Below are 25,266 nucleotides of genomic sequence, written 5' to 3'. Positions count from 1 at the left end.
ATTTCCACACACGAGTTCCCGAGCCCTCTGATACGAATTAAAGTAGAATCAGCGTATGTCGGTTCAACTACCTTTTTTTAATATTTTCTGAGAGCTAATAACCTAAGATGGGACGATATCGACCTCCGGGCCAACCTAAATCACCCTATATCACTGCTCCTGGGGCAAAGCGCCTGGATGATGAATTGAGATATCTGTGGAAGGTGAAACGTCCGGCTATCACTCAATCGGTTAAAGAAGCGGCAGCACAGGGTGATCGCTCCGAGAATGCTGAATATATCTACGGTAAGAAACAGCTGCGAGAGATCGACGGAAGGGTTCGCTACCTATCCAAACGACTGGACATACTAACCGTTGTCGACCGACTACCAGAAGACCGCAACACGATTTTCTTTGGTGCCTGGGTGACAGTGCTGGATGAACACGACAAAGAAGCCTGTTACCGTATTGTTGGCCCAGATGAGATCGGCGACATCCCTGGATATATCAGTATGGATTCCCCTATGGCGCGCCAATTACTGAAAAAGCATCCCGGTGATGAGTTTTATATCCAGCGCCCCGACGGCAACGAAACCTGGTACGAGATTATCGGTATAGAGTATCGGGAAGAAGACAGCCAGCCCAAGAATTAACGAGCAACGGCAATTATTTTCACAAACTCCAGGCACAAAAAAACCGCTTAATCTCTAATCAAGAGTAACGGCTTATGCAAAGCAGTAGTAGGCCGTACTGGATTACTGTGCACCAGGCGCTTGCCCTTCGGGCCGTCGTCGCAGGCTCCGACGTTTGTCGCCAAAAAACAGGCTCGAATCAAACCAGCTGGTTCTCATCCTATCTCTGCCACAAATTTCAGACACAAAAAAACCGCCTAATCTCTAATCAAGAGTAGCGGCTTATGCAAAGAAGTAGTAGGCCGTACTGAATTACTGCGCGCCAGGCGCTTGCCCTTCGGGCCGTCGTCGCAGACTCGAATCAAACTCACTCTCGATAAGAGCTTAGCTCTCATCCTATCCGTACCACAAATTTCAGGCACAAAAAAACCGCAATAAAGCGGCTTATGCAAAGAAGTGGTGGGCCGTACTGGATTCGAACCAGTGACCAATTGGTTAAAAGCCAACTGCTCTACCAACTGAGCTAACGGCCCACGCCGAACTTCTTTTTCCCCTGTCCACGACCTCCTAAAAGGAAGTGGTGGGCCGTACTGGATTCGAACCAGTGACCAATTGGTTAAAAGCCAACTGCTCTACCAACTGAGCTAACGGCCCTTCTGGCTCCTCGAGCTGGACTCGAACCAGCGACCAATAGATTAACAGTCTACTGCTCTACCAACTGAGCTATCGAGGAACACTATTCTCACTTATGGCGGAGGGGCAGGGATTCGAACCCTGGGAGGGCTATTAACCCTCGCTGGTTTTCAAGACCAGTGCTTTCGACCACTCAGCCACCCCTCCAGTGAGGTGGCGTATATTAAAGGATTCCGTGTTTGTGTCAATAGCTTAGAAAGGGAAAATTTAAAAAACTACCGCTTTTTCTCAGATAGTAATCACTGAGTATATACCCTGCCATCTATCCGGCTGTCAGTTCATTCCCAAACTGTACTTCTGACCATAGGTTTCACTCCTGCGATACTCCCCTGGGGTCATCCCGGTCCACTTTTTAAATGATCGAAAAAAAGCCGACGGCTCATCGAAGCCCATCAGGGCAGCCACGTCATTAATCGATAGCTGAGGTGAGTCCATATAGTTAACTGCCGCCTTCTTACGACAATCATCTTTAATCTTCTGATAAGAGCTATTTTCATCCGCCAAACGCCGGCGCAGAGTAGAAACAGACATGTTAAGTTTAAAAGCCACCTCTTCGGCGCCAGGCAGTTCCCGGCTAAAGTCCTTACCCAGCATCACTTTAACCTGGGAACGCAGACTCTGATCGTTATCCACCATAACGATTAACTGATAAGGCGCAGTCTGTAGAAAGGCTCGCAAGCTTTCATCATTTTGAATAATGGGATAGTCGAGAAAACGAGCCGGGAACACAATCGCATTATCATGCTGATCAAATTTAACTTCTGACTGGAACAGTGTCTCATAATGATAACTGTCTTCTTGCCTGGGAAAGGTGAAATAAGCGGCCTTCAAATCCAATCGAGAACCGATTAGCCAACTAATAAAATGATGCCACATCGACAAACCTGTTCGAACAATAGCCGGCGCCTCATTCTGCAACATCTCCCGTACCTCCTTCCCCGGTACAGAACTGATGGGAGCAAAAGAGAGCTTTGCATAGCGCCCCTTACGGACCAGGTAGGGTTTTACCTTGGTGCCGCGGCAGATCTCATAAAAAGCACTGCAACGATAGATCGCCCGTTCCAGCGTTGGGCAGTGGATTATAGAATGACACATCATTCTAAAAGTACCGTTTGGCACCCGTCCTCCTGACACCATACCGAAGGACTCATCCTGAGCTGTCCACATTATTCGCTGATATAGCTGACCGAATTTGATAGCAGAAAACTCTGTTCGCTGCTCAATTTCGGTAGGATCGATGCCGACTTCTGCTAACAACTCCTCCAGATTATACCCCTGTTTCTCAACCTGTGAGAGAAGGTATCTGACATAGCCAGTCGGCACTGTGATGGTTTTTTCCATCGTTTACACTCTGCTTCGTTATTGTTTTTGTATTTAGAATACAGTTATAAGCTATTCTTTTAACTTATATCATTAAAAAGCAAAAAAACAGCCAAGACATTTTTTGTCAGTAAAAATGACAGCTATTGTTATTGTGAATATAGCTACGGATAAAGGATTATCTATCCTACCTTATATTCAATTCACGAGTGTTCTCCTGCTCTGATGATTGGCCAGATAAGTACAGATCAGAAGACAAGTGACTCCGGCCCAACCGGATTAGCTGAACGACAAAAATAACAAATGACTGAGAAGGTGAACGAAATGGCACACAGATCGATAAGGACGTCAGCACCCTGGCGCCCCACCCCGATACGTAACAGACTCTCGCAGAGCATATCCCTCGCAATTTTCACAGCGACCCTTGCAGGCCCGGCTGCCGCAGTCGAATTTAACCTCGGAGAGATCGAAGGCCGTTTTGATTCTCAGATATCCATCGGCTCGAGCTGGCGAATGAGTGACACTAATAGCGATCTGGTATCCAAAGCCAATGGGGGAACCGGAGCTGACTTAGGTAGTTTCGATGATGGTACTCAAAACTACTCAAAGGGTGATGCCTTCTCTACAGTAATTAAGGGTGTTCATGATCTTGAGCTAAGCAAAGACAATATCGGCGCTTTTATTCGCGGTAAATATTGGTACGACTACGCTCTGAGCGAAGGCAGCGTAAATCATGGTCATATCCCCAACGGCTACGCCTCCAACTCCTCCCTTGATGATAGCGGCTTTAATGACTATGCCAAATTCTCCGGTGCAGAGATTCTCGATGCCTATATCTATGGCGAATTTGAACTGAACGATCAACCTCTTGACCTACGACTGGGCCGTCAGGTTGTGAACTGGGGTGAAAGCACCTTTATTCAGGGCGGCATTAACGTCATCAACCCATTCGATGTAAACGCCTTCCGTCGGGCAGGTGCAGAAGTAAAAGAAGGATTGTTGCCGGTTAATATGGCCTTTGCCTCCCTCGGTGTAACCGATAACCTGAGTGTTGAAGCCTTCTATCAGCTGGAATGGGAAAAAACCGTTGTCGATGGTTGCGGTACATATTTCTCAGCCGCAGATATTAGCTCCGAAGGCTGTAATGGTATTCGCATCTTCGCCGATGGCCACCCAGTATTAGGTGTAGACGATCAGAATTACTACGGTGGAACAGCTGCTGCAATTGGCGCTGTTGTCGATCGTAATGCTGATGGGATTCGTGAGCCTAGCGACGACGGTCAATACGGCTTAGCTTTTCGCTATTTCGCTGAAGAACTGAACAGTACTGAATTCGGTTTTTATCTCACTAAATACCATAGCCGGCTCCCACTCATCAGCGGCGTAGCCCAGCTTGGGGCCCTTCCTGCAGGAGCCACCTTCTCGTCGGAATACTTTATTGAATATCCGGAAGATATTTATATGGCCGGAATTAGCTGGAACAGCAACATAGGCGAACTAGCCTGGTCCGGTGAAGTCAGCCATAAAAGAGACGTCCCCCTACAATTAAATGGATCAATGCTAGTAGCTTCCATGCTAACTGGCGGAACAGCTCCAGGTAATCCTGCAAACTCCCGAGTTTCGGCTGCATTTGGTGACTTTTTAGGTGGTGGTGATGGTTACGTTCAAGGTTATGACCAATTCGATGTAACTCAGGTACAAACCAGCCTTGTGAAGTTTGTTGACCAGGTGATGGGCGCTAGTCGAATGACGCTGATCGGCGAACTGGGCTGGACCCATGTACACGATCTCGATGACAGCGATTCAGCAGTCAAATACGGGCGGAATAGTTTGTTCGGCTATACCGCTGGAGACAATGACGGTTTTGTCACCCAAAACTCTCTTGGTTATGTCGTTAGAGCCAACCTGACATACTCAGATGTGTTTGCTGGCGTTAATCTTAAGCCAGAAGTCAGCTTTAAACATGGCATTGAGGGCTATGGGCCTGAACCAGGAGCATCATTTGGTGAAGGCGAAAAAGCCGCAACTATCAGTCTGACCGCTGATTACCTGAATCAATACCGCGTACAACTAGGCTATACGGATTTCTTTGGTGGCGACTATAACGCTATTGATGACCGAGATTTCCTTTCTCTCAGCGCATCGGCCTCATTTTAATAGTTAAGGATTACAGGAGAATATTATGACGTTTAAATCGACTGCACTGATCCTTAGCTCCGCTATGGGTTTAAGTTTTAGCTTGCAACTGATGGCAGCTGTTTCCGAAACAGAAGCCGCTAAGTTAGGTAACAGCCTGACGCCAATGGGCGCAGAGATGGCAGGAAATGCAGCAGGCACTATTCCAGCCTGGGATGGAGGGCTCCCCCCAGGAGGCGAACGCTTTAAAGACCCTTACGCCGATGAACAGCCACTACTGACCATCACGGCTGAAAACGCATCAAAGCACAAACAGCATCTGACAGAGGGACAGCTGGCACTACTTGCTAAGTACCCGGATACATTCAAAATGAATGTCTATCCAACGCATCGCAGTGCTTCATTGCCCCAGGCTCAGTATGACTATGCACGTAGTAATGCAGTGCAATCAGAACTGGTCGACAACGGCAACGGGCTGAGCAGCAATACACAGGAAGGCGTTCCTTTCCCAATTCCTCAGAGCGGCCTGGAAGTCATCTGGAACCATATGACCCGCTATCGGGGTGGCGCCCTAGAGCGGACATTTGTGCAGGTACCTGTGCACGCTAATGGTAACTTTGTTCCGGTGAAAATTACCGAAAAAATGTCATGGCCCAACTACCTGAAAGAGGGCAGCACCGCGAAGGACGACAACATTCTGTTCTATTTTGTTCAGCAGATAAAAGCACCGGCGCGTTTAACCGGCAATGTGCTGCTGGTACATGAAGCCCAGAATCAGATAGCTAAACCCCGTGAAGCATGGGTCTATAATGCTGGCCAACGTCGTGTACGTCGTGCGCCACAGATCGCTTATGATGCTCCAGGAACAGCATCTGACGGGCAGCGTACTTCCGATAATCTGGATATGTTTAATGGAGCTCCCGATCGTTACGACTGGAACTTGGTCGGTAAAGAGGAGATCTACATCCCTTACAACAGCTACAAACTGGCTGACCGTAATCTAAAATATACGGATATTCTAACCAAGGGGCATCTCAACCCTGAATACAGCCGATACGAGCTACACCGAGTATGGAAAGTGGAGGCCACGCTGAAAGAGGGCGCACGCCACGTTTACGCTAAACGCGTATTCTACATAGATGAAGATACCTGGCAGGCAGCGGTTGTGGATCACTTTGATGGCCGCGATCAACTCTGGCGCGTCGGTGAGGCGCACCAGATGCAGTATCAGGATGCCCAGGTACCCTGGCTGACAGCGGAGGCGCTATATGACTTGCAATCCAACCGTTATCTGGTGGGTAGTCTGACCAATGAAGAGGGAGATGGATTTGATTTCAACGCTCGCTTCAAACACAGCGATTTCACTCCACAGGCGATCCGCCGCATGGGTAAACGTTAAATCTAGGCCTATAACTGCTGTCTATGATTACTAGGCAAAAACAAAAAAGGAGCCAATGGCTCCTTTTTTACTACTTTACTTATAAGTTGTTAGGCTTAGGAAGAGGTTAACAAGCCTCCTCTCTATTAATCTGTCATATTACAGATTGGCCTGCGCTTGCAGCATCGGAGCAGTCCTCGCTCCCTGTTGCCAGGCAGCTAATGCCTCTTCACAACCACTGCATACTCCCGCATTCAACTCCCGGTCAACGATGATCCAGGTACATTTTCCATAATCAGTATCGCAACTGTGATGATCATTACAGCCACAGCCGATACAATAGGCTGTCGCCAACTGACTTTTCCTCATAGGACTCTCCCGCCTTTTATTTTTTTTATCTCTACTGCAGTTCATTAATGATAGGAGAAGTCGGCCACTCATGCTGTTCAACTAAGTGGCTAATTTAGATGAAAAAATAACCGTTAACCGAGAGAAAAGTTGCATAGGTTTAATCTTGAACCTAGAAACACTGACTTGAATCAATCTTTATTTTGCAGTGCAATATATTCTGCCTTTATTCTGGAGTACCTTTTGAGCAACATGCATGGAACAGAGATAGCCTGTTATTTTGACGAGTACGGCCCAATCTATGTTTATGATGATGGTCCTTTCCGCTATATGAGTTTTGGTTCTGGCGGCGAACAAAGCCGGATCGAACTTAGTCGTCCGGAATACCCTGTATATCAATATCTACAAGCGATGCTACTAGGCCTACTCTACCAACCTAATCCTCATCAGGTATTAATGCTTGGCCTGGGTGGAGGTTCACTGATTCAGGCATTACTCAATTACTCTGATAACCTGACTATCAGTGTTGCCGAACTCCGCCCTCAGGTATTGGCGGCCGCAGCTAAACATTTTCAGCTTCCGGTATCCGACCGCCTTACCATTACGATTAGCGACGCTCTGGAGTACCTGCAGCAAACAATAGAACCTCAGGACATGATCTTCACAGACCTGTTTACCGACGCAGGGATGCTGCACCAGCAACTGCAAGATGAATATTTGCACCATTGTTACCATCTGCTGAATGATCAGGGGGTGCTGGTATTGAATCTCTGGGATGAGGGTGACGGTTTCCACCCATTAGCCAACCAGCAGCTCACCCAAATTTTCGGTGACAACTGGCTCTGCTGTACCGTGGATAGTGGTAACTTGATCGCTTTTGCATTTAAAGATGGTAAACCTGAATCGAACCCCAGAGCACTGCTGAACGGAGCAAAAAAACTGGAAAAAAAATTAGGCTTTCCGGCCCGTGCATTGCTAAACCGACTCAAAGAGATATAGGCGGTTAATCGCCTGAAAAGAAATCATCTGTAAAGGGTTAATTTCCCAACGTAATACTGGGATAATCAGCCCAATATACTATTTGTAATTTCCTATGAGATTCCGACATGCCTCTGTTAGATAGTTTTACTGTTGATCACACCCGTATGAATGCCCCGGCAGTGCGTGTTGCCAAGACGATGACTACCCCTGGCGGCGATGCCATTACCGTCTTTGACCTGCGCTTTTGTCTGCCAAATGAAGAGATCTTGACTGAAAAGGGCATCCATACCCTTGAACACCTCTTCGCGGGCTTTATGCGCGATCATCTGAATGGCAATGGTGTTGAGATTATCGACATCTCTCCAATGGGATGCCGTACCGGTTTTTACATGAGCCTGATCGGCACACCAGTAGAGCAGCAAGTCGCAGATGCCTGGCTGGCAGCGATGGACGATGTTCAGCAGGTTGAGAAGCAGAGCGAAATTCCTGAACTGAACGAATATCAGTGCGGAACCTACAGCATGCACTCTCTGGGAGAAGCTAAGCTGATCGCTAAAAACATCCGTGAGCGAGGCATCAGCATTAACAGCAATAACGAGCTGCAGCTTGACCCTGAGTTTTTGAAAGACCATTCATAAACAACCGCGCAATACACTGATCCTAAAACGGAGCCAGTCTCCGTTTTTTCTATTTTTTATGAGGCACAGACTCCCATGACAATGATCGGCCGGTTCAACACTCTGGAAGTGGTCAAAGAAGTTAAATTCGGCATCTATCTCGACGGCGAAGAGCTGGGAGAAATTCTGCTACCACAGCGCTATGTCCCGGAAAATACCGCCATTGGAGACAGTCTCAATGTATTTATCTACCGTGACTCCGATGATTTTCTGATCGCCACTACAGAGACCCCTAAAGCCCAGGTCGGTGACTTCGCCTGCCTCAAAGTACTGGATCTTAATCGCATCGGTGCATTCTTCGACTGGGGCCTGCCCAAAGACCTTTTGGTACCTTTCAGCGAGCAGAAGAAAACCGTTGAGAAAGATCAGGAGCAGATTGTTTATGTTTACCTTGATCAGGAAACGGATCGGATTGCGGGCACAACTAAACTAAATAAGTTTCTAGATAACTACCCTCATAGTTATGAGAAAGGCCAGCAGGTCGACCTTATCATCGAAGACCACACCCACATCGGCTACAAAGCGATCATTAACGGGCAGCACTGGGGAGTTATCTACGATGATGACGTCTTTAAACCGGTACGTTATGGCCAGCGGATGAAAGGCTTCATTAAGCTGGTTCGCCCCGATGGCAAGATAAACCTATGCCTGCAGCAACTAGGCTATGGCAAAACTGATGACCTGGGTAAGCGTATCATGCACCTCTTAGAGGAGCACGACGGGTATATCGCTGCCAACGATAAAACCTCTCCGGAAATGATCAAACGCCTGTTCAGCTGTAGTAAAAAAGCATTTAAGCTGTCTATCGGAAGACTCTATAAAGAGCGAAAGATTGCTATTGAAGAAAGCGGTATACGGCTGATCAGTAAGTAATACCTACCGGATCAAGCGGCTTAGGCCGCTTAGTCTACACAGGAAAGCCCTGATAATCGCCTCAGCAAGAACCGTCGATGAAGCAAACTCTCTGAAGTACTGCCTGGAACTGGAACAAACACTTCAACAGCAGAAAGCCCGGATAACCGAGCTGACTACCCCCTAACAACCGCCTATAACAAGCTGGCAGAGCAGTTTCTTCATCGCCACGGAGCCGATGCTGAGCTTTTCCATCAACTCGCCCATCATCTGTTTGAAGACTATAAGTGCAGCTACCGCAACGTCGTTTAAGATCAACTTATCGCAGAACAACTCTCTGATGAGCGATGGTATAACCGTATTTAGCGTTGACTGTGCCAATCCCTTGATCGATTTTTCAGGCAGAATGCTGATCAGCAGCACTGGAGCTAAAGCCCAGCTTAACAGAGATCTGAGTGTCGCCGGAGGCTCCGCAAGTGGCGGCCAGACACGCCGATCAAGACGCAACCCCAGAAAACCAAAGGCGTAACCGTTAAAGCGCTGTACCGAAGTAAAAGCAAAGAAAAAACGTCTATCTGCAATAAAGAGATATCAAAAAGTCAGTTTGAAAGAGCTGGGTTTTGAGTAACACATTTCCATCGGCCTTCACTTAAGAGGTATATAGCCTTCCCCTTGTGCTTGCTATAGTCTGGCACTGAATTTACCAACTGGGGGCCCTGCCTTGGAAACCAACAAGTATTTTTATCGTAACGTTATTTTCACTCGTAAGGGCGGCAGGATCGCATTGGTTAATATCCATAATCCTACACACACAACAGACATTGAAGACTGGCTGGGTATCGTCGTGTCACTGGCCGATGGTCAACATACCCTGCAACAGCTTATTGATTATATGACGGTCCAATACCCGGCATCGGTACCTACCGAATTAGTCAAAACTATTGAATCGGTTATCGATAGGCTAATAGAAGGCAAGATGATCCAGCTGACCGATGAATCGGTCGAGCTACCTTACTATCTGTCTGATCCGATTGAGAAACTGGATCTAGAGAAAGCGCGTGAGGCAATGCACGAAGATGGCTATACCCAGCACTAACGGCGTATAACACTGCATAACTATTAGCTGCAGATGGATATCTGACCACTCGCACCAAAGACCTGGCTAACGTTAAACACCAGCGGTGTGCTTGATGACGGCCTGAGCCTGATCGTGAAAAGTGCCGAAATTATTATCGAAGAGGTCGGCATTGAATTTCATGACGATGAAGAAGCGTTACAGATCTGTCGCGATGTCGGTGCCGACGTTCAGGGCCAGCTGGTAAAGTTCCCGCGCGGCATTTCAGCAGGCACCCGCATAATGCATTGCCGATACCGATAGTCAGGTCATAGCGGCTCGTCAGGCTTTTGAAGGCAGCCACAATCTTTTGTTGGCCATCCACCAGCACCGCATCTGTAAATGTGCCACCTGTATCTATTCCCAGTCGAAATACCATACCTTACCTCTTAAATTCCGGACCGCTGTCTGCAGGTCAACGCTTAATAAAAAACTCTCCGGAAAGGACCAAACGCCTGTTCAGCTGTAGTAAAAAAGCATTTAAGCTGTCTATTGGAAGACGCTATAAAGAACGAAAAATTGCTATTGAAGAAAGCGGCATACGACTGCTCAGTAAGTAATACCTCCCGGATCAAGCGGCTTAGGCCACTTAGCCTATACAGGAAAACCCTGATAGAATAACACCTCCCTCTGTTTGGAACTGATGTTATGCCGGAAGCCCTGATAATCGCCTCAGCAAAAACCGTCGATGAAACAGGCTCTCTGAAGCACTGCCTGGAACTGGAACAAACGCTTCAACAACAGAAAGCCCGGATAACCGAGCTGACTATCGATCCTCTAAGCACCCCCTGGCACAGCGAATTACAGCCGAATCATTACCGCAGTGGCTGCGGCCCACTCGAAGCATTGTCCCATGCCCGGCATTTAATCAAGAGGGGTGAAGCTGACGCGGTCGTCATCAGTGGCAAGGACATGCTACGGACCGGTTACCAGCGCCAGGAGCGACTGGATCTGATGGCGATCTATGGTGATGACTACCCTCTGACAACCGCCTATAACGAGCTGGCAGAGCAGTTTCTTCATCGCCACGGAGCCGACGCTGAACTTTTCCAGCAACTCGCCCATCATCTGTTTGAAAACTATAAGTGCAGCTACCGCAACGTCGTTTCAGATCAACTCATCGCAGAACAACTCCCTGATGAGCGCTGGTATAACCATATAACGCCGCTATTTCGTGGCGTTGACTGTGCCAACCCCCTGATCGATTTTGCAGGCAGAATACTGATCAGCAGCTCTGCTATCGCTCAACAGCTGACGATTCCTGCAGACACCTGTCTTGAGATATCAGGTGTAGGGCTCGGTTTTTTACCCGGCGATGGTAAGCAGCATGTTGAAGACATTGTCAGCTACGATCACCTCAAGCTGGCCTATCAAGCAGCCTGTCATCAGGCCGAAACCGATTTCGCCGAACAGTTCAGACAGGGCAAAGCCTTATTAGAAACTTACACCTGCTATCCTGTTGTCCCTATCGCATTCCTGTTAGCGAGTGGCCTGGTCGATCTGTTAGAACAGGTTCCAGCATTTCTGGAGCAGCACCTGATTACCATTACCGGAGGGATGAATCTGGCCAAGGGCCCCTGGAATAATCCTGCTTTGAACAGTCTGATCGAAATGCACCAGCAGATGATTGCCAGCCCCGGCCATCACATAGGAGCAGTACATGGAAATGGCGGCCTGGGCTATAAACAGGGTGTCGCTATCCTAAAAAAATGGGCCTGACCAGACGAGAGTAGGTTACCCACAAAATCTGTGCATAACCTCTGGGGAAAACCCTGCATAACTTTATTAACACAGCGACAGAGCCCGCCATTACTGGGAACGAAGAAGCTGAGTATAATCTACCCAGCGCTCTCCCCCCAGGCTAACTTACTCCTCTTATCCACCGCATTATCAGTTCTCTGCTCTATTTAACGAGCTATTCCCTAATCTGTTCATGTTCAGTTTCTGCACAGGCATAGAAAAGGCAGTCGCTTTGCGCAATCGCCGGATTAGTCGTCACCATAAAGAGCTTCAATTGTTGCGCTGAATAGAATCTGTCGAATTTGCTGAGAAAATAATGAGGCAGAACATTCTCACCCGCTGCATTCAGCACCTGAAAAACCGACATCCCTCGCGGACCTAACCACCCCAACCGGGTAAGCGCCGGTATCACCCCAAAATTAAATTTCTCTACATCAAGACAAACTGTCAGATCAGCACCGGGGATAGGTTGATCTGCATAGGCTATCCGGCAATCCGGTTGCAGTTCCAGACGCACCGCATGGCGATAAAGATCCAACAACAGCCCTGAGGTTAAACTTAAAACATCATCATTGAACAGATAGGCTTGTAAGCCATCTACTGCCGTCTGATCCGCTTCGGGTTGCTGAGCGCCACCGCATTCTATAGTCACTATCGGCAATTGATCTCCGCTAAGCTCCATCAACGATCCCAAACGAAATTCAGTCACAATAATCCGCCGGGTAAACAGACTCACCAGAGCTTCATGGACGGAGCTTTCATAAGTGACAACACCGAAAGCCGGACTCATCCCTGAGGTATTGTGGATATCCAACACCGCTTCCGGGCGGTACTGTTCTAGCAGCTCAATAAAATGACTGGCCACATGCCCCAGGGAGTCGCCGAAAGGGGGCCGAAAGCAACGATTCATATCACGCTGCCCGGGTATCTGCCGGTAGTGAAACAGCGTCTCATGCAACGCAGTGTGAACCGACGCAATCAAGCAGATCAACTTCACCGCAGGACGTTCTCCACTGCGCAGCCATCCCAATACGGCCCGAACACCGGACGGCTCATTACCATGTAATAACGTTGCGATAGCACGGCAACGACTATTATCCCGACCATCTACAACAATCAGAGTGGGTCCACCTAATTGCCGTAGAAATGCCCCTACATTTTCTGGCAGGGTTTCCGGTTTAGGGTTATGGAGAAAGTGAATAGGCCGTGACTTGCGCGTCATCAGATATCTTCCCACTGAGCGACTGGACGGTTATTGCCAGAATGCTGAATATAATGTTCCAGCATTGACCTTAGCGCCCGCCGCTTTACTAACGAATGGGACAAACGGTTAAACTGCCGTAGCTGCCAACAGGCACCGTTGGTTTTTGCCTGTAAACGCTGACGAATAATACCCAGATAGTAATCAACTTCACGGGGAGCAATGCCCGCCCTCAGCAAGCCTTTACGAGCCGTCGGCAATAATTCCGCGACAATATCGATAACAGGCGTACGTGATAGTTGTTCCCGGGGGCCATTAGGCCACATCAGCTGTGCCTTCATCCCCTTCTCTGCCGCCTGATAGAAATTATACTCCAGCGTCTGAAACGGTAATGCCGGTATGATTTCTTCAATCCTGGGCCGCAGGCCTTCCGCTAAGCCGATAATCAATGCAGCGTTTGCCATCATATCGCAGGGGCTGGGGCCAGCTGGCAGAGCCCGAATCTCAATTCTCAGATGGCCGCCATCCGCAGGGTCATACACCGGACGATTCCAGGGCCATACCGTGCCCTGATGCAAAGATAGTTCAAATAAGGATGGCGCAATTTTGCCCGTAACGTCCGTCACCGGTTTATCTGCTGCCTTCTGCCTGAATTGGGTTGATTCACAAATAGGCAAAATTGGCTTATGCAGATAAACCGCCTCTGCAAACAGTTCATGTACCCCGTGGCGAACCCAGCCATTACCAAAACTCACCCGATCAGGCTCACCGGTTTTAACCGGATTATGATCACGCCCATCGATAGCGTGCTTAAACAGGGGAATGCGGGTTTCATGCCAGAGCCTGTTACCCAGTAATAATGGCGAATTGGCAGAGATTGCCAGCACCAGAGGGGTAACCAGTTGAATCGAATTATAGCTATCCGCAAACTGCTCAGGGGGGACACGATAGTGCATCTGCAAAGAGGTATTTGCTCCCTCCAGGGTCACATCTGAAGCCCGTAAAGAGATAGGATCAGCACCATTTATTTTAATCGTTAACCTTTCCCCTCGTATCTCTGACAAAGCCCGGGTTAATACGTGATAACGGGACAGATCCGTCATCGCATGGAGGCCAAAATCACTGCGTTTCAGGGTTGGTAGAATACCGATAGGCAGCACCCTGCCAGAGAACTGTTGAGCGTGCTCATTAAGCTTACTTAGTACAGTGCAGATCTCAGACTCAATTTTAGAAAACGGGGTGCCCCCCATATCCACAGGTGTCAGATTGTATTCAAGATTGTAACGATTCAATTCAAGGGTTAACTGTGGATCCCCCACTGCCTTCTGCAACTCACTATTCACCGCGAGTGGGCGGCCTAGCCTGTCAATAATATACAGTTCAAGCTCAGCCCCCAGAGTTGATTCCCCCCGGCCAAAATCTGGCTGCTGTAATAACTGTTTAAGCGCATCCAAATTATTGAACAGCTTGCCGGTAAAGCGCTCATAATCGCGCTGGGTAAATTCAGACTTCTTTATCTCAAGCCCCATAATCTGATCCGTAGCTGAGATCATCAATACCTTCAGTTAAGACGCGACTGCAGAATTGTTCAATATTATTCTGACTAAGGCCTGACCTGGATAAGTTTTTTTATCCCCGGTTCCTGTGGATAGCCTATGGGAAAACTACTGTATAGCCGCTTATAAGTCCGCTCAGAGCAGATAACGCATCGATCTGAAAAAGCGGTTTAATTTATGAGCAACCTAAAGAACAAATAGTTATTAACAACCCAACTCATAATCAGAGGCAGATTACGCTCACCTCACTATCATTCTCCCGCGCGCCAGAATTTAATGAGCCAACGTCTGCGCCGTTTTAAGTAATTCTGAGACCCGTTTTTAGCATATCCAATCCTAACGGAAGCCTCCGATCAGACTCTGAAAACCTCCCAAAACTTTTCAGTAGGTTCCTTTTTATTGACTGGATGCAATCACTCGGTATTTTTTACTTATCTTAAGTCTGTTTTTCGCTACTATAGGGCGAACTTTTTGACAGGCTAACCAGCAATGCAACAGGATCTGACCCCGGCAACTCAACACCTGATCTTTATCGGTGGGGGGCATGCACACGCCATCGCTCTATTGATGATGGCGATGAAGAAACCTGCAGGTGTCCGTATCACGCTGATATCCAATCTGGTTCAGACACCATACTCCGGTATGCTGCCGGGACTAATTGCCGGGCATTATAATTTTGATCAGATTCACATCGACCTTGGCCGTTTCTGCCGCTATGCCGGAATCGACTTTATTGAAGATTCGGTCGTCGGTATCAACCCCACAAACCGTACCGTTCAATGCCTGAATCACCCTGACTTCAGTTACGATCTCCTCAGCATCGATATCGGTTCCACACCTGACCTTTCCACTATTGCCGGTGCGACTGAATTCACGACCCCTGTAAAACCGGTCAGACAATTACTCAGTTACTGGGATGAACTGCAAAATAAAGTGATGCAGGGAGACGATAGTCAAGAGTTCCATATCGGTACTGTTGGCGGTGGCGCCAGTGCCGTCGAAGTGCTGCTGGCGATGCAATACAAGCTACACAAAATGTTAAATAAGCAGCAGCGCAGCACTGATCACCTGCATTTTCATATTATCAGCGGCCCACAACAGATTCTGCCGAGCCATAACCCACGGGTTCAGAAGCGTTACCGGAAAGTACTCCAGGAGCGCAGCATCAAACTGCATAGCAGTTTCCGTGTTGCTCAGGTAAAACAGGGGCGGGTCATTAGCGAAACAGGACAGACTGTCGAATTGGATGAAATCATCTGGGCTACCGCAGCCCAGGGAGCGGGCTGGCCAGCAAAAGCGGGATTGGAATGTTCAGACAATGGCTGCATCCAGGTCAATGATTATCTTCAATCGCTCTCCCATCCTGAAATTTTTGCCACCGGTGATATCGCCGATATGGTTAATTACCCTCGACCGAAAGCAGGCGTTTTTGCTGTGCGCCAGGGCCCTCCACTGGCCCACAACCTATTGGCAGCTTTAGCCGGCGGTTCATTCGTTCGCCACAAACCACAAAAGCAGTTTCTCAGTCTGGTCAGCACCGGAGACCGCTTTGCGGTAGCGTCTAAAGGCCCCTTTAGTCTTGCTGGTGACTGGGTCTGGCGTTGGAAAGACAGTATTGATCAAAAATTCATGCGCCGCTTTAGCGACCTGACCGAATTACCTGATCAGATTCCCGGAGCTAAACTTAAAATTGAGAACCCCGACATGCGCTGCGGAGGCTGCGGGGCGAAAGTCGGACACAGCATCCTTAACCGAGTGTTAAAACAATTGCCGCCGCCACCTAATGAAATTGAGATCGGTCTAGACCGGCCGGATGATGCTGCAGTCATTAACGTCCCTGAAGGGAAATTGCTGGTACAGTCCGTTGACAGTTTTCGTCAACTGGTCAACGATGACTTTCTTTTTGGCCAGATCGCCGCTAACCATGCCCTGGGAGATATCTTTGCCATGGGTGCTCAACCCCACAGCGCACAGGCTATCGTCAGTCTACCCCACGCCAGCGATGAAATAATTGAGCAACGTCTGCGCCACCTACTGTTAGGCGCCAGTAAGGTGCTTTCAGACTGCAACATAGGCCTGGTCGGCGGGCACACGTCTGAAGGTACCGAGCTAACGTTAGGCTTTACCATCAACGGCCTGGCAGACCGAAAACAACTACTGACCAAGCAAGGACTACAACCAGGCGATAAATTAATTATCACTAAGCCTCTGGGTACCGGCACCCTGTTTGCCAGCGATATGCGCAGTCAGGCACAGGGAAGTTGGATCAGCCAGGCCCTGAAACATATGTTGCAATCAAACTACCGTGCCAGTCAGATTCTGACAACTGCCAACACCCACGCCTGCACCGATGTCACCGGTTTTGGACTCGTAGGGCATCTGCACGAAATGTTAGATGGCTCAGGGCTGAGCGCACGTTTAAGGCTGGAAAAGCTTCCCGTTCTGGACGGGGCAATGGCCTGCCTGCGAGCGGGAATATTTAGTTCGCTACACCCTCAAAACCGAAAATTTGAAAGCTCTGTACTGAATATCCACGAATACGACAATGAAACCATTACCGAAGTGCTCTTCGACCCACAGACAGCCGGAGGTCTTTTAGCCGCCGTCAGCGCAGATCAGGCAGAACAAGTCGTTGAGGAATTACAGGCCGCTGGATACGCTCAGGCCTGCATAATCGGCAGTATCAGACAAGAAGCGGTAGATCAGGTAATTCTCGCCTGATTCAGAAATAATCGCTAATAGAATCGAGTTTAAGCGCAGTAATATATCGCTGAATCACTTCCCGGCCATCAGTAAAGGACAGACCAATCTGCTTTTCAGCCGTAGAAACAGACATTACTCTGACCTTAACCTCTGAGGGACTTTCATCAAACGGAAGCTGAAGCTTAAGTACGCAATCCTGGTTTTCATTTTTAACCGGAACCATTGATAGCAACGCTTCTTCTTCGGTAATTTTAAGTAACCCTCCTCCGGTGCTAAAGTTAATCAGTATACTCTCGACTGTCAGATCCCCAGCGACAAGTTGCGCAGGAATAGCACAGGGGTAGCGGGGTTCTTTACGCAACAACCGAGACTGAATCTGTTTAGGATAAGTAGTCATCAAGAGCTTTCCACCCATCAGAAACAGGTCGATCACCCGGCTTTCAAAAGCAAAAACACGGCCGTTAGAGATCAACCGCATCACTAACTTGCGACTTCTCTTAAAATTATCCCTATAGGTTAACTCATCAGTCCCCATGCCTCCCTTTTTCAATTGGGACACTGCCGGCAAGCGGGTGATGATAACCTGACCATCAATACCAAAAAAACGCGACACATATTTCAGCTCGCCAGTGGCGTCACTCACCTGAATAACACTGCCTTGCTCAATTTTCGGAAGCTCATTTAGTACTACCGTTTCGGTATCTGCTGGCATTAATTCACTCTCTCCATGTAATAGCTAGTTATAGAAATACTACAGCCTCTTTAAAGGGTCAAAGTAAGTATCACCATTTTGGTATTTTCAGCTTTATTTCATGACCCAGATGTATCTTTTACCTATCGAAACTTTTTCTAAATTCTTTCTTAAGTTTACCGAGGGTACAATTATGAAGATGAAGATAGCCATAGCACTGGCTCTACTGACAGGTGTGAGCGTGGTCACCGTCATTGCCAGCCCTACTACTAACCCTGATCAGGTTCTTCGATCTGACTTGCAACAGCAGGGTTTAAAGGTCGCCACCTTTGCCGGAGGTTGTTTCTGGTGTACAGAATCTGGATTTGAAAAACTTCCCGGGGTAAAAGAAGCGATCTCTGGTTATGCCGGTGGACAGGAAAAAAATCCTACCTATGGCCAAGTCTCTTCAGGCTCCACCGGACATACTGAAGCGGTTCAAGTTTACTATGATCCTCAAGTTATCACCTACGACGGTTTACTGCAGTCGCTCTGGAGACAGATGGATCCAACTGACGGCAAAGGTTCTTTTGTCGACAGGGGTACACAATACCGCCCAGCGGTGTTTTTTCATAATGACCAACAACGTATGTTAGCTGAAGAATCTATGGCCGCACTCGCTGCCTCAGGACGTTACAGCAAGCCACTCGCGACCGAACTCACTCAATTAACCGTTTTCTACCCGGCCGAGGATTATCATCAGGACTATTACAAACGTAATTCCATCAGGTATAAGTACTACCGTTTTAACTCAGGCCGCGATCAGTATCTGGAAAAAACCTGGGGCGATCAGTTGCACCCCGACTTTACACAGTTTGGCCGCGGCCAAAAAATAGATTCTGATAAAACTGATATAAGCATCAATGAGCGGTTAAAATCGTTCAAAAAGCCTACTGACCAAGAATTACGTAACAGCCTGACCGACTTGCAATATGAGGTCACTCAGCAAGATAGCACTGAACGTGCCTATCAAAATAAATTCTGGAACGAGAAGCGAGAAGGCATCTACGTTGATATTGTCAGCGGTGAGGCGCTATTTTCATCAAAGGATAAATTTAAGTCCGGTACCGGCTGGCCAAGTTTTTCCCGACCTATATCCCCAGCTTCAATTTCAGAGCATAGTGATACAAAGTTCTTTATGAGCCGGACCGAAGTACGCAGCCAATATGCCGACTCTCATTTGGGACACCTGTTCAATGATGGTCCAAAACCTACAGGACTGCGTTACTGTATCAACTCAGCATCGCTTCGTTTTATCCCCCGGGAAGAGATGGCGGATGCCGGATATGCAGAGCTACTAAGCTTGCTTAGCGAGTAACGGCGGCTGACTTATAAAGGTTTTTAAGACACAGGACTGAGCGATTCTTTGAAAATAGGATAAACTGTTGGCTACAGGTATTACTTGAAGATATATCAGGAGCCGCAGTTTGTCCGTATTTCAACCTCTGACATTATTTCTGGCACTACCTCTGATTCTGACCTGTGCCGCGCCAGCGGCCTTCAGCATGCAATTGGAGGACCCACGATCCGCTGCGGTTTATATTCTCAAGCAGCGCCCTTTGATCAATGCTTGCCTGATTCAAGCCCAAAAAAGTACTGAACTAAATCAGATCTGGAGCAGCTCCCCATGCCAGCAACTACTGGACCGGGATCAGCAGTTCAAAGCAGCATGGCAACAGATACTGCCTGAGGGCAAAATAAACGGTCTGGCTAAAGTACCTTATTCTCTGCGTAAGCCGACAGTCGAAACCTACTCTGAGTATAAACAACTGGCTGAAATAATCGCCCAGCTAAGCCGTTGAACCTTGATTATCCAACAGTTTTTAGTCTCGCCATACATCCCTAATGTCTAACCGGAAAACTATTCTCATGGCTATAATACCAATGACTTATTTCAGGCCGGAAAAAAAACTAAATTTCAAGTCTTACCTTTGCCGTTTCGACCTCTATAATATGCCCTCTTTTTTCAGTGACACCGAGTAAACCCTTGATCATTTTTACCATTACCAACACAGTTTCAAATCAAGTCTATGTGGGCTCAACCCGTAATGATATAGACCACCATTGGGAAACCTTGCTGATCGCCGCAGAATCCGGTGTAGAAGCCGAGCTCTACGAAGACATCCGTAGCTCGGGGGCTAACTGCTTTACTTTTACCGAATGGGGATTCGCTGATAATCTGAGCGAAGCGCGGGAACTCACTGCCGATGCAATGGAAACCTTTGACGGCAAAAGCCTGCAAGGCCTGATTACTAAACCCAAGCCCAGTAAAGCCCACCGTCAAAGTGCCGGCGAGCGGAAGGCAGCTTTAGCCCTGCTTGAAGAAGCTGAACAAAAAGCGCAATTACAAGGCGATAAGAAAAGCTCAACTACCCCGGTTTCAAATCCGAGTGAAACCGATCTGAAACTGCTTGCTCAAAAGCGGGACGCAGAGCTGGAAGCAAGAATTGCCAGGGAGCGAAAGGAAACGCTGGAGATGGCTAAAGTGCTTGCCAAAATGGACTCCCGTAAGCGTAGCAAAACCGTTAAGGCAAAGACTAAAACGGTGAAGCCAACCAGCACCTCTGCAACACCTAAATTAGCTGTAGGCAAAGTTGCTTCTGCTAAACAGGAAAAACTGATCAAGGAAAAGATTGAGCAGGAACGTGAGTCCCGCGAAGCCGAAAAAATTGTGCGTCAAAAAGCTGAAGCTCGAGAGATGGCGGATGTCATGTCACGCATCGATGCCAGAGCTCAGGGCATGCGTAAAACCAAGCCTACAGCAAAGCCTAAGTCTGCAATGGGCCGCACAGGTAGTCTGTCGCTGAAAAAACCTACAGCCTCCTTAAAGGAAACCCGGCTAGAGCTCGACAGAGATATAAAACTGAGTTCAGACATTTCTCTAATGAAGCAGGAACAAAAGGGCAGCACTGCAGGATTAGCAGTAACTGAAAAAGTTTCATCCGGTGTGCGTTTCAAGGAACACGCAGGGTTAGACAAGGAACAAAAGATAGCCCATAGCATTGCTCTTTATCGCAAAATAGCTATACCTGCCAAGGGCCAACCCAGTCAGGGGAAGCAGGAGCTGATAAGCTCTCTGCAGGATCGACTGGCACAACGCAAAAACTAGCAGGTTTTCTCACCGACTTTCCCATCCAGAATATAGGGTGACGAAAAACGCTCAATAAGGTCGGGGAGAAAGAGCTTAAAGCCGATCTCGAATTGGGGGTAGTGCAGCGCAAGCTCCTCCCCCACTCCGCCAAAGTTATTGCTGAAACGTATTCTTCCAGCAACACGCTCCAACGCATAAGCAACACCGTCCAGTGTTTCATAAGCCCTGAACCAATCCCCTTCAACCATTTTCTGGGTAACCTGTTGCATCCGTTCCGGCATGACTGACTGACCCGCCAGCAGATCCCGGTACAGATCATCGATCACCTGTTTTTTAGGTTGTTCGCTGAATAGCTGCCAGTGCTTTATCAGAAAATGGTCAAACAGAACATCCAGTGCGATACCCGCAAAGCGTCGCCTTTGCGCTGTAAAACTACGCTTCATCTGTAAAACCTGCGAATGCTGATCCGTAAACTGATCGACACGTCGGTGGTTTATTAGTCCCTGCAGCACTTCAGCAGAAAGGCTCTGTTGATCAACGCCACGGGCAAAGTCACCCAACAGGTTGCCTACACGGGATTCAACCGTCTGTTCGGCCAGTACTAAATGCGCAAAGAAATTCAAATAAAAAACCCCGAATACAAAAGCGATAATACGCAGTATCCGGGGTTTTTACTTAAGCGGCAATCCGGGTAGTTACTTACCCGGATGAATCAGGCTCAGTTTAGTCGTTCGAAAACAGTAGCAATACCCTGTCCCATGCCGATGCACATAGTCGCAAGACCTAATGTGCCGTTGTTCTGTTCCATCACATTCAGCAACGTGGTGGAGATCCGGGTACCGGAGCAACCTAACGGATGACCCAGTGCGATAGCACCACCGTTAAGGTTAACCTTCTCCTCCATCTGATCTATCAGTTTGAGGTTTTTCAGTACCGCAAGACCCTGAGCAGCAAAGGCCTCGTTGAGTTCGACATAATCGATATCCTCAATACGTAGCCCGGCACGCTTCAATGCTTTCTGAGTCGCAGGAACAGGCCCATAACCCATGATAGAAGGATCACAGCCTGCCACCGCCATCGAGCGAATCTTTGCTCTTGGCTTGAGCCCCAGCGCCTGAGCTTTGGCCGCCGACATCATCAGCATCGCCGATGCACCATCAGAAAAGGCTGAGGAAGTTCCTGCTGTTACCGTACCCACTTTCGGTACAAAGACTGGCTTCAGCGATGCAAGGGCCTCCACGGTTGTCTCAGGACGAATCACCTCATCCTGTTCCAGCAGAATTTTAAAGCCATTCACATCATGGCCTTCAACAGCAACGATCTCATTATCAAAGCGGCCTTCGCGACGGGCTTCATCTGCCAAGCGGTGAGAACGGGCACCAAAGGCGTCCTGCTCTTCCCGGCTAACCATATTCATCTTACCGAGCATCTCAGCGGTAAGACCCATCATCATCGCGGCCTTCGCTACCTGCTTACTCATCTCCGGATTGATATCAACACCATGCATAATATCCAGGTGCCCCATATGCTCGACACCACCGACCATAAACAGGTCACCGTTACCGCTCATAATCGCCTGAGCCGCTGTATGCAGTGCCGCCATAGACGAGCCACACAAACGGTTAAGTGTCTGAGCAGCCACGCTGTGGGGCAGCCCTGCCAGGACAGCTGCATTACGGCCAATATTAAACCCCTGCTCTTTGGTCTGATTCACACAACCCCAGATAACATCTTCGATCTCAGCAGGGTTAACATTCGGATTACGTTCCAATAATCCATTCATTACTCGGGCAGACAGCGCTTCAGCCCGGACATTACGGAAGGAACCGCCTTTGGACTTACCCATGGGGGTACGTACTGCATCGACGATGACAACATCATTTGGATTCAAACTCATCTTCGATCCCTCCTCAGTTAAAGTACTTAGTGGCGTTGGCGGCCATCTGTTGCATCTTTTCAGTTGGCTGGTACAGCGGCCCCAACTCTTCATACTTCGCAGCCATCTCACAGAACGCTGCCAGGCCCATCTCATCTAGATAGTGGAATACACCACCTCTGAACGGAGGGAAGCCGATACCGTAAATCATCGCCATATCCGCCTCTGCCGGTGAAGCAACAATACCCTCCTCCAGACAGCGAACTGTTTCGATGCACAGAGGGATCATCATCCGCTCAATGATTGTCTGATCGGTAAACTCTTGAGAAGCACCCACACAGCTTGCCAATAAAGAATCCACTTCATCATCCGCCAGCTTGGCCAGCTTACCTCTACGATCCAGCTCGTAGCGAAAGAAGCCTTTACTATTTTTCTGGCCAAAGCGATCCAGTGAGTACATCCGATCAATCACCGACTCCCCTTCATGGGACATCCGCTCAGGGAAGCCTGCAGCCATCACCTGATCCGCATGATGCGCGGTATCGATACCTACAACATCCAACAGATATGCAGGGCCCATTGGCCAGCCAAATCTTTCCATCACTTTATCTACGTTGCGGAAATCTGCTCCATCCTGCAATAAACCACTGAAGCCACCAAAGTAGGGAAACAGTACCCGATTGACTAAAAATCCAGGACAGTCATTAACCACGATCGGGGTTTTTCCCATGGCGGTCGCGAAAGACACTGTACGAGCAATGGTTTCATCCGAGGTCTTTTCTCCACGAATAACTTCCACCAGCGGCATTTTATGAACCGGATTAAAGAAATGCATTCCGCAGAAGTTTTCCGGCCGTTTCAGAGACTTCGCCAGTGCGTTAATTGAGATAGTAGAAGTATTTGATGCCAGCACAGCATCATCAGCAATATGGGTCTCAGCTTCAGCCAGCACCATCTGCTTCACTTTCTGGTTCTCGACAACCGCTTCAACGACTAGGTCAACATTGCCAAAATCACCGTAACTCAGGGTTGGTCGAATCCGGTTAATCGTTGCTGCCATCTTAGCCGCATCAGTGCGGCCACGCTTCAGCTGACCCGCTAACAGTTTATTAGCCTCATCCAGACCTAGTTGAATGGCGGCTTCATTGATATCTTTCATCAGGATAGGCACACCTTTCGATGCGGACTGGTAAGCCACTCCTCCACCCATAATACCGGCACCCAGTACGGCGGCCTGATTGACTTTCGCACCCTTAGCCGCATGGCCTTTGCTGACTTTCTTAACGTACTGATCTTTCATAAACAGTCCGACCAGCGCTTTCACTACCGGGCCGGAGGCCAGTTTAGCGACCCCTTTAACTTCTGCAACGATTGCCTGGTCACGACTCATGCCACAGGATTTCTGAATAGTTTTAACTGCTTGTAAAGGCGCCGGATAATGAGGCCCTGCTTTTGCACCGATCATCCCTTTGGCGGTTTCAAACGCCATCATCTGTTCAATCTGATTAAGCTTTACCGGGCTCTGTTTCTCTGTCCGACGCGACAAATAATCGAATTTACCCTCTGCACACTGGCGCAGCAGGTCTAATCCCGCCTCACGCACCCGCTCCTGCGCCACTACGGCATCTACCGCACCATCCTTCAACGCTGCCGCTGCGCGCTTCTCAACACCGGTACAGATCCACTCATGAGCATTATCAATACCAATCAGGCGTGGCAGACGGACAATACCTCCCCAACCTGGATTAATACCTAACTTAACTTCCGGCAAGCCCACTTTGGCCTTTTCACCCATCACCCGATAGTCAGCGGCCAGACAAAGCTCAAAACCGCCACCCAGAGCGAGGCCATTAATCGCAACCACGGTAGGGCAAGGAAGATCTTCCACTGCGCTAAAGATGGCATGATTTTCCAGCAGCTTTTCAATCAGCTCCGCTTCACCCTGGCCAAACAGCGAGCTAAACTCGGTAATATCAGCGCCAACAATAAAGCTCTCTTTGGCACTACTAAACAGCACCCCTTTAATATCTTCAACAGCACTCAGCTGTGTAACAGCATCTTTCAGTTCACTCAGGGTAAGCTGATTAAACTTATTCACCGGTTCAGTCTTAAGATCAAATATCAGCTCATATAAGCCGCTATCAATCTTCTGAACTTGAATAGCCTTACCTTCAAATTGCATGGTGCACTCCATACTTAGGATAATTATTGTTAACCCTCTTCCGTGCGGCGGACTGCTTCTAGAAAAAATGCAGATAG

The 25,266-nt window shown here is 48.4% G+C and carries 23 protein-coding genes, 4 tRNA genes and 1 pseudogene; 14 read left to right on the top strand and 14 right to left on the bottom strand.

All coding sequences use genetic code 11. The annotated features are described in order from the left end of the window. Positions 1-107 precede the first annotated feature (107 nt). On the top strand, positions 108-632 hold the full coding sequence (gene greB, locus QZZ54_RS07995) for a transcription elongation factor GreB (protein WP_290701266.1): 525 nt from the start codon (positions 108-110) through the stop codon (positions 630-632). A 436-nt stretch (positions 633-1,068) separates the two neighbouring features. Here the strand turns inward: greB and QZZ54_RS07990 are convergent. The 5 genes from QZZ54_RS07990 to QZZ54_RS07970 all read right to left on the bottom strand — a co-directional run bounded on the left by QZZ54_RS07990 (position 1,069) and on the right by QZZ54_RS07970 (position 2,645). After that, a tRNA-Lys gene (locus QZZ54_RS07990) sits at positions 1,069-1,144 on the bottom strand. Between the two features lie 45 nt (positions 1,145-1,189). Beyond that, positions 1,190-1,265: transfer RNA gene (locus QZZ54_RS07985), tRNA-Lys, on the bottom strand. 3 nt (positions 1,266-1,268) lie between these two features. Beyond that, positions 1,269-1,344: transfer RNA gene (locus QZZ54_RS07980), tRNA-Asn, on the bottom strand. Between the two features lie 16 nt (positions 1,345-1,360). After that, positions 1,361-1,451, bottom strand: a tRNA-Ser gene (locus QZZ54_RS07975). A 126-nt stretch (positions 1,452-1,577) separates the two neighbouring features. Then, positions 1,578-2,645: an AraC family transcriptional regulator gene (locus tag QZZ54_RS07970; protein ID WP_290701263.1), complete on the bottom strand. Its 1,068-nt coding sequence runs from the start codon at positions 2,643-2,645 to the stop codon at positions 1,578-1,580. 303 nt (positions 2,646-2,948) lie between these two features. Between QZZ54_RS07970 and QZZ54_RS07965 the strand changes: the two genes are divergently transcribed. Further along, the gene (locus tag QZZ54_RS07965) at positions 2,949-4,781 is read left to right on the top strand and encodes a DUF1302 domain-containing protein (protein WP_290701260.1); all 1,833 of its coding nucleotides are present in this window, start codon (positions 2,949-2,951) and stop codon (positions 4,779-4,781) included. A 25-nt stretch (positions 4,782-4,806) separates the two neighbouring features. Further along, positions 4,807-6,159: a DUF1329 domain-containing protein gene (locus QZZ54_RS07960; protein ID WP_290701257.1), complete on the top strand. Its 1,353-nt coding sequence runs from the start codon at positions 4,807-4,809 to the stop codon at positions 6,157-6,159. A 138-nt stretch (positions 6,160-6,297) separates the two neighbouring features. Here the strand turns inward: QZZ54_RS07960 and QZZ54_RS07955 are convergent, their stop codons facing one another. Then, positions 6,298-6,507, bottom strand: coding sequence for a hypothetical protein (locus QZZ54_RS07955; RefSeq protein WP_290701255.1), 210 nt, complete (start codon positions 6,505-6,507; stop codon positions 6,298-6,300). A 231-nt stretch (positions 6,508-6,738) separates the two neighbouring features. Between QZZ54_RS07955 and QZZ54_RS07950 the strand changes: the two genes are divergently transcribed. The 3 genes from QZZ54_RS07950 (at position 6,739) to QZZ54_RS07940 (ending at position 9,017) form a co-directional block, all read left to right on the top strand. After that, entirely contained in the window at positions 6,739-7,485 is a 747-nt protein-coding gene (locus QZZ54_RS07950; RefSeq protein WP_290701576.1) for a fused MFS/spermidine synthase, read from the top strand. Between the two features lie 107 nt (positions 7,486-7,592). Beyond that, positions 7,593-8,105: an S-ribosylhomocysteine lyase gene (gene luxS, locus QZZ54_RS07945; RefSeq protein ID WP_290701252.1), complete on the top strand. Its 513-nt coding sequence runs from the start codon at positions 7,593-7,595 to the stop codon at positions 8,103-8,105. 75 nt (positions 8,106-8,180) lie between these two features. Beyond that, positions 8,181-9,017: a S1-like domain-containing RNA-binding protein gene (locus QZZ54_RS07940; protein WP_290701249.1), complete on the top strand. Its 837-nt coding sequence runs from the start codon at positions 8,181-8,183 to the stop codon at positions 9,015-9,017. A gap of 162 nt (positions 9,018-9,179) precedes the next feature. On the opposite strand, the gene QZZ54_RS07935 is transcribed toward QZZ54_RS07940, so the two are convergent. Next, a complete protein-coding gene (locus QZZ54_RS07935) occupies positions 9,180-9,503 on the bottom strand; it encodes a hypothetical protein (RefSeq protein WP_290701246.1) in 324 nt (107 codons plus the stop codon). A gap of 214 nt (positions 9,504-9,717) precedes the next feature. Here QZZ54_RS07935 and QZZ54_RS07930 point away from each other — a divergent pair, with 214 nt between their 5' ends. Together QZZ54_RS07930 and QZZ54_RS07925 are read left to right on the top strand one after the other, a co-directional pair. After that, a complete protein-coding gene (locus tag QZZ54_RS07930) occupies positions 9,718-10,092 on the top strand; it encodes a hypothetical protein (RefSeq protein WP_290701243.1) in 375 nt (124 codons plus the stop codon). 87 nt (positions 10,093-10,179) lie between these two features. After that, positions 10,180-10,374, top strand: a complete 195-nt coding sequence (locus QZZ54_RS07925) for a trimethylamine methyltransferase family protein (protein WP_290701240.1) — start codon at positions 10,180-10,182, stop codon at positions 10,372-10,374. 31 nt (positions 10,375-10,405) lie between these two features. Here QZZ54_RS07925 and QZZ54_RS07920 read toward each other — a convergent pair. Next, positions 10,406-10,489, bottom strand: a pseudogene (locus tag QZZ54_RS07920) (hydantoinase/oxoprolinase N-terminal domain-containing protein); the annotation flags it as partial. Between QZZ54_RS07920 and QZZ54_RS07915 the strand changes: the two are divergent. Beyond that, positions 10,455-10,670, top strand: coding sequence for a hypothetical protein (locus QZZ54_RS07915; protein WP_290701238.1), 216 nt, complete (start codon positions 10,455-10,457; stop codon positions 10,668-10,670). The pseudogene QZZ54_RS07920 and the gene QZZ54_RS07915 sit on opposite strands and share 35 nt — an antisense overlap. An 88-nt stretch (positions 10,671-10,758) precedes the next feature. Next, complete coding sequence (locus tag QZZ54_RS07910) at positions 10,759-11,829, top strand: hypothetical protein (protein ID WP_290701236.1); 1,071 nt, start codon at positions 10,759-10,761, stop codon at positions 11,827-11,829. 196 nt (positions 11,830-12,025) lie between these two features. Here the strand turns inward: QZZ54_RS07910 and QZZ54_RS07905 are convergent, their stop codons facing one another. Continuing rightward, the gene (locus QZZ54_RS07905) at positions 12,026-13,072 is read right to left on the bottom strand and encodes a hypothetical protein (protein ID WP_290701234.1); all 1,047 of its coding nucleotides are present in this window, start codon (positions 13,070-13,072) and stop codon (positions 12,026-12,028) included. Continuing rightward, a complete protein-coding gene (locus tag QZZ54_RS07900) occupies positions 13,072-14,604 on the bottom strand; it encodes a glutamate--cysteine ligase (protein WP_290701231.1) in 1,533 nt (510 codons plus the stop codon). Before QZZ54_RS07900 ends, QZZ54_RS07905 begins: the two co-directional genes overlap by 1 nt. 492 nt (positions 14,605-15,096) lie before the next feature. Here QZZ54_RS07900 and selD point away from each other — a divergent pair, with 492 nt between their 5' ends. Then, on the top strand, positions 15,097-17,328 hold the full coding sequence (selD, locus tag QZZ54_RS07895) for a selenide, water dikinase SelD (RefSeq protein WP_290701229.1): 2,232 nt from the start codon (positions 15,097-15,099) through the stop codon (positions 17,326-17,328). 1 nt (position 17,329) lies between these two features. Here selD and QZZ54_RS07890 read toward each other — a convergent pair whose 3' ends face one another. Continuing rightward, positions 17,330-18,022, bottom strand: a complete 693-nt coding sequence (locus QZZ54_RS07890) for a PilZ domain-containing protein (protein ID WP_290701227.1) — start codon at positions 18,020-18,022, stop codon at positions 17,330-17,332. Positions 18,023-18,194: 172 nt separating this feature from the next. On the opposite strand from QZZ54_RS07890, the gene msrB reads away from it, so the two are divergent. From msrB to QZZ54_RS07875, 3 genes are all read left to right on the top strand, one after another. Beyond that, entirely contained in the window at positions 18,195-19,358 is a 1,164-nt protein-coding gene (gene msrB, locus QZZ54_RS07885) for a peptide-methionine (R)-S-oxide reductase MsrB (protein WP_290701225.1), read from the top strand. A gap of 109 nt (positions 19,359-19,467) precedes the next feature. Continuing rightward, positions 19,468-19,842 (top strand): hypothetical protein, encoded by a 375-nt coding sequence (locus QZZ54_RS07880; protein WP_290701222.1) that lies wholly within the window; start codon positions 19,468-19,470, stop codon positions 19,840-19,842. A gap of 185 nt (positions 19,843-20,027) precedes the next feature. Continuing rightward, positions 20,028-21,149, top strand: a complete 1,122-nt coding sequence (locus QZZ54_RS07875) for a hypothetical protein (RefSeq protein WP_290701220.1) — start codon at positions 20,028-20,030, stop codon at positions 21,147-21,149. On the opposite strand, the gene QZZ54_RS07870 is transcribed toward QZZ54_RS07875, so the two are convergent. The 3 genes from QZZ54_RS07870 to fadB form a co-directional block, all read right to left on the bottom strand. Further along, complete coding sequence (locus QZZ54_RS07870) at positions 21,146-21,754, bottom strand: ACP phosphodiesterase (protein WP_290701218.1); 609 nt, start codon at positions 21,752-21,754, stop codon at positions 21,146-21,148. The two genes, QZZ54_RS07875 and QZZ54_RS07870, sit on opposite strands and share 4 nt — an antisense overlap. A 95-nt stretch (positions 21,755-21,849) precedes the next feature. After that, the gene (gene fadA, locus QZZ54_RS07865; protein WP_290701216.1) at positions 21,850-23,028 is read right to left on the bottom strand and encodes an acetyl-CoA C-acyltransferase FadA; all 1,179 of its coding nucleotides are present in this window, start codon (positions 23,026-23,028) and stop codon (positions 21,850-21,852) included. A 13-nt stretch (positions 23,029-23,041) separates the two neighbouring features. Further along, positions 23,042-25,189 carry a fatty acid oxidation complex subunit alpha FadB gene (gene fadB / locus QZZ54_RS07860; RefSeq protein WP_290701212.1) on the bottom strand — a complete coding sequence of 716 codons (2,148 nt, stop codon included), beginning with the start codon at positions 25,187-25,189 and terminating at the stop codon, positions 23,042-23,044. Between the last annotated feature and the right edge of the window lie 77 nt (positions 25,190-25,266).

It is taken from the genome of Amphritea sp. (genome assembly GCF_016744155.1).
GTDB lineage: Bacteria > Pseudomonadota > Gammaproteobacteria > Pseudomonadales > Balneatricaceae > Amphritea.
This window is presented reverse-complemented; position numbering and strand designations above follow the sequence as displayed.

Excerpts from the sequence above, each read along its gene's own strand:
- msrB (WP_290701225.1), top strand. The coding sequence starts at position 18,195 with ATGAAGATGAAGATAGCCATAGCACTGGCTCTACTGACAGGTGTGAGC.
- QZZ54_RS07940 (WP_290701249.1), top strand. The coding sequence starts at position 8,181 with ATGACAATGATCGGCCGGTTCAACACTCTGGAAGTGGTCAAAGAAGTT.
- fadB (WP_290701212.1), bottom strand. The coding sequence starts at position 25,189 with ATGCAATTTGAAGGTAAGGCTATTCAAGTTCAGAAGATTGATAGCGGC.
- selD (WP_290701229.1), top strand. The coding sequence starts at position 15,097 with ATGCAACAGGATCTGACCCCGGCAACTCAACACCTGATCTTTATCGGT.
- QZZ54_RS07965 (WP_290701260.1), top strand. The coding sequence starts at position 2,949 with ATGGCACACAGATCGATAAGGACGTCAGCACCCTGGCGCCCCACCCCG.
- QZZ54_RS07905 (WP_290701234.1), bottom strand. The coding sequence starts at position 13,072 with ATGACGCGCAAGTCACGGCCTATTCACTTTCTCCATAACCCTAAACCG.
- luxS (WP_290701252.1), top strand. The coding sequence starts at position 7,593 with ATGCCTCTGTTAGATAGTTTTACTGTTGATCACACCCGTATGAATGCC.
- QZZ54_RS07970 (WP_290701263.1), bottom strand. The coding sequence starts at position 2,645 with ATGGAAAAAACCATCACAGTGCCGACTGGCTATGTCAGATACCTTCTC.
- greB (WP_290701266.1), top strand. The coding sequence starts at position 108 with ATGGGACGATATCGACCTCCGGGCCAACCTAAATCACCCTATATCACT.
- QZZ54_RS07950 (WP_290701576.1), top strand. The coding sequence starts at position 6,739 with ATGCATGGAACAGAGATAGCCTGTTATTTTGACGAGTACGGCCCAATC.
- QZZ54_RS07890 (WP_290701227.1), bottom strand. The coding sequence starts at position 18,022 with ATGCCAGCAGATACCGAAACGGTAGTACTAAATGAGCTTCCGAAAATT.
- QZZ54_RS07910 (WP_290701236.1), top strand. The coding sequence starts at position 10,759 with ATGCCGGAAGCCCTGATAATCGCCTCAGCAAAAACCGTCGATGAAACA.
- fadA (WP_290701216.1), bottom strand. The coding sequence starts at position 23,028 with ATGAGTTTGAATCCAAATGATGTTGTCATCGTCGATGCAGTACGTACC.
- QZZ54_RS07900 (WP_290701231.1), bottom strand. The coding sequence starts at position 14,604 with ATGATCTCAGCTACGGATCAGATTATGGGGCTTGAGATAAAGAAGTCT.
- QZZ54_RS07955 (WP_290701255.1), bottom strand. The coding sequence starts at position 6,507 with ATGAGGAAAAGTCAGTTGGCGACAGCCTATTGTATCGGCTGTGGCTGT.
- QZZ54_RS07960 (WP_290701257.1), top strand. The coding sequence starts at position 4,807 with ATGACGTTTAAATCGACTGCACTGATCCTTAGCTCCGCTATGGGTTTA.